The organism is Pseudoalteromonas sp. APC 3250, from assembly GCF_030407915.1.
GTDB lineage: Bacteria > Pseudomonadota > Gammaproteobacteria > Enterobacterales > Alteromonadaceae > Pseudoalteromonas > Pseudoalteromonas tetraodonis.
The window spans coordinates 76,036-87,794 of record NZ_JASDCM010000012.1; the positions used below are offsets into that span (position 1 = coordinate 76,036).

Genomic DNA, 11,759 nt, shown 5'->3' on the forward strand with positions numbered 1-11,759 from the left:
GGGAGCCAATGGCAGGTTTTGATAAAGTAGTAACAAGCTACAGTGACGCTATGACTGGGCTTGAAGATGGCATGACCGTGATTGCTGGTGGTTTTGGTTTGTGTGGTATTCCTGAAGGCTTGATTGCACAAATTAAACGCCAAGGGACACGTAATTTAACCGTAGTATCTAATAATTGTGGTGTTGATGGTTTTGGGCTTGGATTACTACTTGAAGATAAACAAATTAGTAAAATGGTCGCTTCTTACGTCGGTGAAAACGCACTTTTCGAGCAACAATTACTTAGTGGCGAGTTAGATGTTGAACTAACGCCACAAGGGACGCTAGCCGAAAAAATGCGCGCAGGCGGCGCCGGAATTCCAGCGTTTTATACCGCAACGGGTGTCGGTACGCCTGTGGCTGAAGGTAAAGAAACCCGTTCAATCAAGGGGCGCGAATATTTATTAGAGCCCAGTATAATCGGTGACTTTGCCATTGTTAAAGCATGGAAAGCGGATCGCTACGGTAATTGTATTTATCGTCATACAGCGATGAACTTTAATCCTATGGCAGCCACCGCTGGTAAAATTACCGTATTAGAGGTTGAAGAAATTGTCGAGCCCGGAGAGCTTGAGCCAAGCCAAATTCATACGCCAGGTATTTATATCGATCGCGTTATTAAAGGTGAGTTTGAAAAGCGTATTGAAAAAACCACTACTCGAGCGGCAAAGTCCTAAGGAGCACATAATGGCATTAACACGAGAGCAAATAGCAAAACGCGTGGCAATGGAATTACAAGATGGCTACTACGTTAACTTAGGAATAGGGATACCTACATTGGTGGCCAATTATGTGCCTAAGGGCATTGAGGTAATGCTGCAATCAGAAAATGGGTTACTGGGCATGGGGCCCTATCCTAGCGCTGAAAATGTAGATGCCGATATGATCAACGCAGGAAAAGAAACAGTAACCGCAGCTACGGGTGCCGCTATTTTTAGCTCTGCTGAAAGCTTTGCCATGATCCGTGGTGGCCACGTTGATTTAACCGTGCTGGGTGCGTTTGAAGTGGACCAAAACGGCAACATTGCCAGTTGGATGATCCCTAATAAATTGGTCAAAGGTATGGGCGGGGCGATGGATTTAGTGGCTGGGGCAAAAAACATTATTTGCACTATGACCCATGCTAATAAACACGGTGAATCAAAGCTACTGAATGAATGCAACCTACCGTTAACCGGTGTTGGGTGTATTAATAAAGTAATTACTGATTTGGCTCTATTAGAAATAAAAGATGGCGCTTTTCATTTATTAGAATGCGCACCCGGTGTGACTATTGATGAAATCAAAGCCAAAACTGCGGGTAATTTAGTTATTAGCGACAAAGTCAAAACTATGAGTTTTGAGTGATTTTACTAACGATTTACATGGAGCAAAATAATTGTGTTTGCTTCATGTCATCATCCGATTGCGCTTTTGATGTTCAACAATGACGCTGATAAAGACTTAAGTCGTTAAAATACAGTTTATAATATGCCTCTTTTAAGCCCATCTCATACCTCAAAATATCTTTAAAGCAAGTTTTTTATAAATTGATTGCATTTTAAGCGACTTCTATGGTGATGTTCGCTTTAAGTAATGCTATACTCCCGCCGAATAATTTATCGACTTTATTAAGAGTAAAATTAATGGCAGATTTATCGAAGTACAGAAACATTGGTATTTTCGCGCACGTTGATGCGGGTAAAACCACAACTACTGAGCGTATCCTAAAGCTTACAGGTACTATCCACAAAACAGGTGAGGTTCATGATGGTGAATCGACTACCGATTTCATGGATCAAGAAGCTGAGCGCGGTATTACTATCCAGTCTGCGGCAGTAAGCTGTTTCTGGAAAGATCACCGTTTTAACGTTATCGATACTCCTGGACACGTTGACTTCACCGTTGAAGTTTACCGTTCACTTAAAGTATTAGATGGCGGTGTGGGTGTATTCTGTGGTTCTGGTGGTGTTGAGCCACAATCAGAAACTAACTGGCGCTACGCGAATGAGTCAGGTGTTGCACGTATCATCTTCGTAAACAAATTAGACCGTATGGGTGCTGATTTTTTCCGTGTAACAGCGCAAGTACAAAAAGTACTTGGTGCTACTCCACTTATCATGACTTTACCAATCGGTATCGAAGATGAGTTCTGTGGTGTTGTTGATGTTTTAAACAAAAAAGCATACATCTGGGATGAGACAGGTCTTCCAGAAAACTACACTATTGAAGACGTTCCTGCAGACATGGTAGAGAAAACTGATGAATACCATGAAATGCTTATCGAAACTGCTGTAGAGCAAGACGATGACCTAATGGAAGCGTACATGGAAGGTGAAATCCCTTCAATCGAAGACATCAAGCGTTGTATCCGTAAAGGTACTCGTGACCTTGCGTTCTTCCCTACATTCTGTGGTTCTGCATTCAAAAACAAAGGTATGCAACTTGTACTTGACGCAGTAGTAGATTACCTACCTGCTCCTACAGAAGTTGATCCTCAACCTCTTATGGATGAAGAAGGTAACGAAAACGGCGAGCATGCAATCGTATCTGCTGACGAACCTTTCAAAGCGTTAGCATTTAAGATCATGGATGACCGTTTCGGTGCATTAACATTCGTACGTATCTACTCTGGTGTGCTTAACAAGGGTGACACTATCCTTAATGCATTTACTGGTAAAACTGAGCGTGTTGGCCGTATGGTTGAGATGCAAGCAGATGAGCGTAAAGAGCTTACTTCAGCGCAAGCGGGCGATATCATCGCTATCGTTGGTATGAAGAACGTGCAAACTGGTCACACTCTTTGTGATCCTAAGCACCCAGTAACACTTGAGCCAATGGTATTCCCAACTCCAGTAATCTCGATTGCTGTACAGCCTAAAGATAAAGGCGGTAATGAGAAAATGGGTGTTGCTATCGGTAAAATGGTTGCAGAAGATCCATCTTTCCAAGTTGAAACTGATGAAGATTCAGGTGAAACTATCCTTAAAGGTATGGGTGAGCTTCACTTAGATATCAAAGTAGATATCCTTAAGCGTACTTACGGTGTAGACCTTATCGTTGGTCAACCACAGGTTGCTTACCGTGAAACTATCACTCGTGAAATCGAAGATAGCTACACGCATAAGAAACAATCTGGTGGTTCTGGTCAATTCGGTAAAATCGATTACCGTATCAAGCCTGGCGAAGTGGGTTCTGGTTTCACGTTCACATCTTCAGTTGTTGGTGGTAACGTACCTAAAGAATTCTGGCCTGCAGTTGAGAAAGGCTTTAAGTCAATGATGAACGAAGGTGTTCTAGCTGGCTTCCCAGTACTTGACGTTGAAGTTGAACTTTTCGACGGTGGCTTCCACGCCGTGGATTCATCAGCAATCGCATTCGAAATCGCAGCTAAAGGCGCTTTCCGTCAGTCTATCCCTAAAGCGGGTGCACAACTTCTTGAGCCAATCATGAAAGTTGACGTGTTCACGCCAGAAGATCACGTAGGTGACGTAATCGGTGACCTTAACCGTCGTCGTGGTATGTTAAGCGACCAAGAAGCTGGTTTAACTGGCGTTCGCATTAAAGCAGACGTACCGTTATCAGAAATGTTCGGTTACATCGGTTCACTACGTACAATGACATCAGGTCGTGGTCAGTTCTCTATGGAGTTCTCACACTACGCACCATGTCCACAAAACGTAGCTGACACAGTAATCGCTGCAGAAAAAGAGAAAAAAGCAGCTAAGTAATTAGCACTTTAACTCTTTAAAAAAACCCGCACTTGTTGCGGGTTTTTTATTGTCTGAAGGTTATTAAGCTCGAAAATTAAAGCGTGCGGTCATAAAAAAGGAGCAACAGTTAGTTGCTCCTTTTTTATTTATTATGACTATACCAATCTTCAAAATAGCTGACTTAATTAAGCGAATTGGTATTAATTTAGCTTATTAGCTGTTTTTGTAATGAGTGCTTTAAACTTCTTACGATGTGATTCACTACTAAAGCTCTGAATAGGCATGGTTACTTTGTGTTCTTGTGGTAACAGCGGTATTGCTGTTGAATAACGCCCTGCAGGTGGAACGGTTATCTCTTTGAGGTGTACTTTAAGTGCCGCTAATGTTACATCATTATCGACTTCACTCGGGCAGAGAAAAATCCCCCATTGTCTGAGCTTAACGCCTAGCTTGATACTACTTGAATAGCGCACAATAGGTGCAGCGAGTATGAGTCCTAATAAAATAGGAGATAACCACCAAAAAAAGACTGGCGTAAAGTAATAAGCAACGCTACCCCATACAATGGCAATCAGCGAAGAAAGCAATGTATAACTAAACGCTTCTTTCCATGGCACCATTCTGCCTTCACGCGGTTGAGCGTCCCATTTTACTTTTTTACCTAAAAATACACAGACTACAAAATATGCATGAAAAACCATCATTAATGGTGCCACAATAATGGCAAATACGGTTTCAATTATAGACCCTAAAGTAAGTTTTAATGCACCACCAAAGCGCTGCTTACGGTGTACTAAGGTAACAATCACGCCCATGAGTTTAGGCAATAATAAAATAATGATAGTTAGGTAAAGTAATGAGTCAATGAGTTCTGTTTTGGCTATTTGCCAAGTTGGAAATAGTTGATAGGCGCGATTAAAATAGACATCACTATTTAAAGCGCGTGTTACCGCATCTATGGTACTTAACGCCAGCATAGATAACCAAATGAGTGATGATATATACGCGGTTGCACCCAGTAAAAAATGCAGCTTACTCATTAGCTTTAATTTTGCTGATGATAATAAGCCAAGGTGTTGAATATTACCTTGAACCCAGCGTCTATCGCGTACAGCATAATCTAATATGTTGCTCGGAACTTCCTCGTAACTGCCTTCAATATCGGCAAGTAATAATACGTCCCAATTCGCGCTATGTAATAAAGAGGCTTCCACAAAATCATGACTTAAAATTTCACCACCAAAAGGCGCTTTACCTTTTAGTGTTGGCAAGCCACAGCAATCAATAAATGCTTTGACGCGAATAATGGCATTATGGCCCCAGTAATTGGCTTTGTCGGTCTGCCAAAAAGCAGAGCCGGTAGCTAACATTGGACTATAAAGAATTGAAGCGAACTGTAAAAAGCGTCCAAAAAAGGTATCTTGGCGCACAGGAATAGGGATAGTCTGAATCAATCCCGCTTGTGGATTATTTAGCATACTGGTAGTGAGCTCTAGCATGCATTGGCCAGTCATTACACTATCGGCATCCAATACAATCATATGCTCGTATTGGCTACCCCAGCGCTCACAAAAGTCGGTTAAGTTACCCACTTTACGATGTTTGTTATCTTCACGGCGACGATAAAATACCTGCTTTGCAGTATCACCTAAGCGCTCACATAACGCATGCCATGCACTTAATTCATTACTAGCAATAGTTGCGTCTTGTGTATCGCTTAGTAAATAAAAATCAAAGTGTTTTAATTGCCCTGTCGCTTTTAATGATTGTAAGCTGACTTCAAAGCCTGCAATCACTCTGTGCGTATCTTCGTTATATATAGGCATAACCACAGCTGTTTTTTGCTGTGATAGTGCTTCACTGTTAATAGAGACCGGCTTTATTTTTTTAAGTGTGAGTGGATCTATCCGAAATAGCTGCAGTATAAAACCAATACAACCACTACAAAATGCGGTGACTATCCACGCAAAAGTAATAGAAAATAAAGCAAGAAGTGCATACTCAAGCAAGGTCATGCCATTTGAGTTTAAAATTTCAAACATAATTGAAATGCCATAGCCTGAAAGACCAATAGCAGCGATAGCAAATAACCACACACGAAGTGTTTTAAAAGGCATCGGCGTGCCTGCGCTTTGTTTACTTGATGTCATTTGGATACCAAACATAGCTCCATACCTCGCTCACTTCTTTATTACGTAGCTTTAGCGATAAACGCATATCTACAGGATCACTACCTTGGGGAGCGACTTTAAAAGCAACACGCCAACCTAATGATTTTGGTAATTTTTGCACTGTAATATCGCGGGCTTCACCGGTAGTAAGCTGAAGATCTGCGCTAAGTGCTAATTTTGCTGATAACTGATTGATATCAGGGCCGGTAAAGTCAACAGTAAATTGACGATGGCTTTTTGGCGGTGGATTATCTTCACCAGGTAATGCGGCACTACCAATACGCGTTCTAGCTACTTTGGCCAAATTATTTTGGCTTAGATAATCATTAAACGTCGTCATCTTATAGCTAAACTTTAATGCCTCTCCTGCTTTGAACGGCTTTTCAGGAACCCAATAACTTACAATATTATCGTTTGTTTCAGTATCTGTTGGAATTTCTACTAGCTCAACACGGCCATTGCCCCATTCACCTTGTGGTTCTATCCAAAGGCTAGGGCGGTCATGGTAATGCGCTTCTATATCAAAGTAGTTATTAAAGTCACGGTCACGCTGCACAAGGCCAAAGCCTTTTGGATTCTCATATGAAAAAGAGGTTACACTGAGTTGGGATGGATTATTAAGCGGACGCCATACCCAATTACTCTCTTGTGACTGCGTGAGCAAACCATCTGAATCATGTACTTCAGGGCGGTAATCATCAAAAAACTTAGTGCTATTTTCACCGTGATAAAACATGCTCGTTAATGGCGCTATACCTAGCTTTTTAACATCTTTACGCGCAAAAATTTGCATGTCGACGTTAACTCGTGTCTGTGTGTTTGGGTCTATTTCAAACTTGTAGGCTCCGGCTACCGATGGGCTATCGAGTAAAGCAAAAATAGTAATATTAGTTTGCTCTGGTGTTGGTTTTACTAACCAAAACTCTTTGAATGAAGGAAACTCTTCACCAGATGTTTGTGCGGTATCAATTGCCAATCCGCGTGCTGATAAGCCATAAACTTGATTAGGTCCAACTAGGCGAAAATAAGAAGCGCCCTGAAACACCACAATTTCATCTTTATAGTCATCGTTATTTAGTGGGTAATGCAATCTAAAACCAGCATGCCCTAACTGTGTACCTTCAACACTTTTTGCTATTTCATCTTTTAGGTGTGCTGCTGTTCCATCATATTGATAAAAGTCTGTGCTAAATGGGAGACGGCTAAGCTTGGCATCTTGATCAACGATATTGATTTTGACTGGGGTTTTATATAAAAAACCTGGGTGAAACAGTTGCAGCTCATAAAGCCCTTCATCTTTCCATACCGATTGATCGTGTTTGAAGCGGATTGAGCGGTAGTCTTGATAATCAATACTATTGAGCGCTTCTATTTGTATGTTTTTAGGTGCAATGTAATCTTGCTCAGCAAGCTTTTTAGCACGCGCACTTATCACATCAAATAAGCTGCCTTGTGGTATTGCCGCTTCTAATGAGGTTGCTGCAATGGCGTTGTTCGTTCCCCACAGTGAAAAAACTATCAACATCCCTACCAAAGGTTTAAAAGCCCTTTGACAAGTTGATATAAGGTGAATGCGTTCTTTCATTTTGAATCCTTTATAAAAATATATTTACAGCGAGAGTAACGTCTATCTCAATGGTTTTTATATGGGTTAGCAGGACTGGGCAATTATCGTTTTAGCGCAGGTGTAGTAACGCAGCTTCACACTTTGTATTTATTAAACAATAAATGAAAGGTGTGAAATTTGATAAAGGCCATATCAAGGTTTGCATAGATAGTAAGCAATGTTTGCTGAAGCTTGTCTGAATTACATTTGTATAAAAAATAAAAAAGCCGCGAAAGCGGCTTTTGAGTAACTATATAGATATTTTAGGTCACAATACCTAATTGTTAACCGACTAATTAAGCTTAATCAGCATACTTTGTTGCTTTGTACGTTAATTTAACATTACCAAAAGGAATGGCGCCGTTTACACGCACTCGCCACTTACCTTCTTTAGGGTTGGTAAATGAACAGCTTTCACTATTACCGAAGCTTATTGAGGCGCAATCTTTTCTGAAAAGAGTCGGGTTTCTTTTATGGCGTACAAATAAGTTTGCATCACCCCAGCCACCGTCAAGGCTAACCGTTAGCTCGTCATAACCTTGTGGGATTTCAAAGCTGTAGCTTTTCCACCAAAACCACCCGCCAATATTATTAATTTCGCCAATAATTACTTCAGGTTCTGGCTCAGGTGGCGCGATAATGGTCGAGCGAATATCGACAATAACAGGGTCATGATCTGACGCTCTGTAAGGACCTTGAGCATATAAGGTTGATTGTTGTGCGTCAGATTTAAACTCAACGTTATAATCAAGCGAGATAGGCTCATCGGCATTAATGTGCCAATCGGTTGCACTGACTACTTTATTTAATAAGCTTGGACTGACTAGGGCGTGATCTAAACTACCCGCTCGGCCAGAAAAGCTATAAGAGTAACCTAAAGTGTTGCCATCTAGCTCAGCAACCACATTTTTAAGGCCTTTATCAGCAAATGCACGGATAGGATCTTCCATTGCATAGGCGTTCATGTCGCCAACAAGAATGATATCTTCATCATCAACCCCTGTTGGTTTGCTATTTAACCAATCAGCAAATGCATTGGCGCCAGCAGTTCGAATTTCGTTCCAACATGCTTGGCCGTCATTTTGATCAGCGTTTCCACCAGTTGCACTTCCACAACCACCTTTAGATTTTAAGTGAGCAACGGCAACAGTAAAGACTTCTTCTGTCTCTAAAGACTTAAAGCTTTGCGCAATAGGTGCGCGATTGCTGTAGTCAAAAGGCGCGTCAGTTGTAATCGCTGCTGTTCCTACTTGCTGTACTTTATCAGCACGATAAATAAGCGCGGTAGTAATAGCGTCGGTGCCGATTTTATCAACGCCAAAGTCCACAAATGCATATTGATTTTGACTGTCGGCATCATTAAGTGCATTTACTAAGCTTGCAACTGCGCTAAATTCGCCAAAGCCGTCATTTTCAATTTCCATTAAGCCAATCACATCAGCTTGCATAGCACTGATAGCACTAACTAGTTTGGCCTGTTGACGAATTAATTCTACTTCTGAGTCAGCGCCTCGGCTAGTTGGGAAACCGCTGCCTTGGCCGTCGCCATTAAAGTAGTTAAGTACGTTAAAGCTGGCAACACGTAAATCAGCGTCAGGGTTTAACTCTGGTGCATCGGTACGCGGATTCGTTGCTATAAACTGAGGTGTGACCGTTGGGTGAATACGGTAAGTGCTAAAACTGTACGCTAGGGCGCCAGTAACGGTATTTACTGTATCGCCAGTACGCAGCGTATTCTCTGCTGATAATCCAGGTACAGGGTAAGCAATAGGGTCGCGATTTTGACGAGTTGAGCCATCATCTACGAGTATTTTTTTAGTTAGATTTTGCGCTTCAACCGCATTTGCTGCCGCACCAGGAAGTGCAACTTGTGTCCCTTGATATAAACGTTCGGTGGCAAGCTCTAATTCACCGTAACGACCTAAACCATAGTTATTCGTGACAACTAATGGCTGCTCTAGGGTCACCAACATACCTTCAAATGCTTCTAACTCACTTTGATCGATAACGGGTAAAGTGATTTTAGTCGGATAAGCTGAAAGGCCGGTATCACAAATAGCAACTTGGCTAACATTACCAATTTGGGTGGCATCAAAGTACTCTTCAACAGTACCTTGTACGCGAACATGGTCGCCAACATTAACATCAGTATTGGTAAAGTAAACAAATACACCTTCAGAAGTAAGGGGATTTGCATCTTCATCACTATTAAGTGAATTTACAAAAAAGCCTTTGAGCTGATCATCTGCTTGGAAATCAGCTGTCACAACGCCTTCAAATTCAACCACAGTGTTAACCAGTGGACTGCTTGCGCCTTCACCTTGAATACTGCTAATTAATGTTTTATCAGCGCCACATAGTAAAGGATTTTCAGGTTCTGGCTCAGGATCTGGATTAGGTGAAGAATTCCCTGCAAAGATACCTAGATCACTAAAATCATCTTGATCAAATTGCAGCCATAGCTCACTTGGATTAAAAGCGCCATCGGCATCAGTGCGTCCGTTTAATTGAGTTTCTTTACGGCGCAGTGTTTTATTTTGTGTTTGTACGCCACCTTCAGACCAAAATGAACCTGGATCTACGCCGCGTTGACCAAAGCTATCAATAACGGTTGAGCCTTGCGTAAGTACCAGTGCGTCATCACCATTAAAGTTAGTGACGGCGCTGAGTTGATCCGCTTTTTCTTTTAATTCAACTGAAGCATTACCATTAACAATGACATAAGTGCTATTAGCAGCAAGTTCACCGGTTAAATCGAGCGTATTGTTTGCCTCTGTATTGCCATTTGAATAGAGACTTAGGGTGTAGCCATCCAATGACAGTGGGGTTGTCGAATTATTAAATAGTTCTACTGCTTTATTATAGCTACTGCCCTCTACGTATTCTGATATAACGAGGTTAGCGGTAGCGGGTGCACTGAGGCTTGCTAACACAAGCGCCAATGGCGTTATTTTTGTTTTCAACATTATTATTTTTTCCCGTGTTTTTGTTTCCCCAAATGGGACGCTTAGTGTAATGAAAAATGATTACAAATAGAATACAGAATGTTAACAATATTAGGTTTTGTTATTTTTTGAGGTAGAACGTACAGTTGTGTGTTTAGTTTTAGGTAAGACAGAGCCTGTGTAGTGTGATTACTATCTATAAAAATAGGGGGTAACGCTGCATAAATGCCAACTATGTGTTGTTCTTAAACATAAAAAAGGGCAATAAAGCCCTTTTATATCAATATGCTTTTATTACTTATTTAAATAGCGGGCTGCCTGCTTTGCAAAGTAAGTCAGAATGCCATCAGCACCTGCACGTTTAAATGCTAATAAAGATTCCATAATAGTGGCTTCCTCACTCAGCCAGCCGTTATCAATAGCGGCTTTATGCATCGCGTACTCACCACTTACCTGATAAGCAAATGTTGGTACACCAAATTCATCTTTAACGCGGCGTACAATGTCTAAATAAGGCATACCTGGCTTAACCATTACCATATCGGCGCCTTCTTGCAAATCAAGAGCCACTTCGCGAATAGCTTCATCAGAGTTGGCAGGATCCATTTGGTAAGTTTTTTTATCAGCGCCTTTTAAGTTTCCTGCTGAACCGACAGCATCTCTAAATGGGCCATAGTAGCTTGATGCATACTTTGCTGAATAGGCCATAATGCGAGTGTGAATAAAGCCATCGGCTTCAAGGGCTTCACGAATTGCACCAATACGCCCGTCCATCATGTCTGATGGGGCAACAACATCAGCACCTGCATGTGCGTGTGATAGCGCCTGCTTAACTAAAATTTCGGTAGTGACGTCATTAATTACATAACCTGCATCATCAATAATGCCGTCTTGACCATGCACAGTAAATGGGTCAAGTGCAACATCGGTGATCACGCCAAGCTCTGGAAAGGTTTCTTTTAATGCGCGTACAGTTCTTTGTGCTAAGCCATCATCGTTATACGCTTCTTCAGCGAGTAGAGACTTTTTATCTGCAGGGGTAACAGGGAAAATAGCAAGCGCAGGGACGCCTAAATCAACTAATTCTTTAGCTTCTTCTAGCAGTAAATCAATTGATAAACGTTCAATGCCGGGCATCGATTCAATGCTTTCACGACGGTTTTTACCTTCAAGCACAAAAACAGGATAAATAAGATCATTAACACTCAGCTGGTTTTCAGCCATAAGGCGACGAGAGAAATCATTACGGCGCATTCTACGCATGCGAGTATATGGGAAAAGGTCTAGTCCAGATTGGGCCATAAGT

General features: G+C 41.6%; 7 protein-coding genes. 3 read left to right on the forward strand and 4 right to left on the reverse strand.

Annotated features, from left to right (window positions below):
• Positions 1-8: 8 nt before the first annotated feature.
• From QL986_RS13015 to fusA, 3 genes are all read left to right on the forward strand, one after another.
• Positions 9-716, forward strand: a complete 708-nt coding sequence (locus QL986_RS13015; RefSeq protein WP_024602247.1) for a CoA transferase subunit A — start codon at positions 9-11, stop codon at positions 714-716.
• Between the two features lie 10 nt (positions 717-726).
• Positions 727-1,386, forward strand: a complete 660-nt coding sequence (locus tag QL986_RS13020) for a CoA transferase subunit B (RefSeq protein ID WP_024602246.1) — start codon at positions 727-729, stop codon at positions 1,384-1,386.
• Positions 1,387-1,664: 278 nt separating this feature from the next.
• Positions 1,665-3,749 carry an elongation factor G gene (gene fusA, locus QL986_RS13025; protein ID WP_013466210.1) on the forward strand — a complete coding sequence of 695 codons (2,085 nt, stop codon included), beginning with the start codon at positions 1,665-1,667 and terminating at the stop codon, positions 3,747-3,749.
• 182 nt (positions 3,750-3,931) lie between these two features.
• Here the strand turns inward: fusA and mdoH are convergent, their stop codons facing one another.
• The 4 genes from mdoH to hemB all read right to left on the reverse strand — a co-directional run bounded on the left by mdoH (position 3,932) and on the right by hemB (position 11,755).
• Positions 3,932-5,896, reverse strand: a complete 1,965-nt coding sequence (gene mdoH, locus QL986_RS13030; RefSeq protein ID WP_013466208.1) for a glucans biosynthesis glucosyltransferase MdoH — start codon at positions 5,894-5,896, stop codon at positions 3,932-3,934.
• Positions 5,868-7,487, reverse strand: a complete 1,620-nt coding sequence (locus tag QL986_RS13035; RefSeq protein ID WP_016899060.1) for a glucan biosynthesis protein G — start codon at positions 7,485-7,487, stop codon at positions 5,868-5,870. Before QL986_RS13035 ends, mdoH begins: the two co-directional genes overlap by 29 nt.
• A 323-nt stretch (positions 7,488-7,810) precedes the next feature.
• A complete protein-coding gene (locus QL986_RS13040; RefSeq protein ID WP_013466206.1) occupies positions 7,811-10,474 on the reverse strand; it encodes an ExeM/NucH family extracellular endonuclease in 2,664 nt (887 codons plus the stop codon).
• Between the two features lie 273 nt (positions 10,475-10,747).
• The gene (gene hemB, locus QL986_RS13045) at positions 10,748-11,755 is read right to left on the reverse strand and encodes a porphobilinogen synthase (RefSeq protein ID WP_008108557.1); all 1,008 of its coding nucleotides are present in this window, start codon (positions 11,753-11,755) and stop codon (positions 10,748-10,750) included.
• Positions 11,756-11,759: the final 4 nt, after the last annotated feature.

Coding starts and splice junctions, on each gene's coding strand:
- QL986_RS13015 (WP_024602247.1), top strand. CDS start 9: ATGGCAGGTTTTGATAAAGTAGTAACAAGCTACAGTGACGCTATGACT.
- QL986_RS13020 (WP_024602246.1), top strand. CDS start 727: ATGGCATTAACACGAGAGCAAATAGCAAAACGCGTGGCAATGGAATTA.
- fusA (WP_013466210.1), top strand. CDS start 1,665: ATGGCAGATTTATCGAAGTACAGAAACATTGGTATTTTCGCGCACGTT.
- mdoH (WP_013466208.1), bottom strand. CDS start 5,896: ATGTTTGGTATCCAAATGACATCAAGTAAACAAAGCGCAGGCACGCCG.
- QL986_RS13035 (WP_016899060.1), bottom strand. CDS start 7,487: ATGAAAGAACGCATTCACCTTATATCAACTTGTCAAAGGGCTTTTAAA.
- QL986_RS13040 (WP_013466206.1), bottom strand. CDS start 10,474: ATGTTGAAAACAAAAATAACGCCATTGGCGCTTGTGTTAGCAAGCCTC.
- hemB (WP_008108557.1), bottom strand. CDS start 11,755: ATGGCCCAATCTGGACTAGACCTTTTCCCATATACTCGCATGCGTAGA.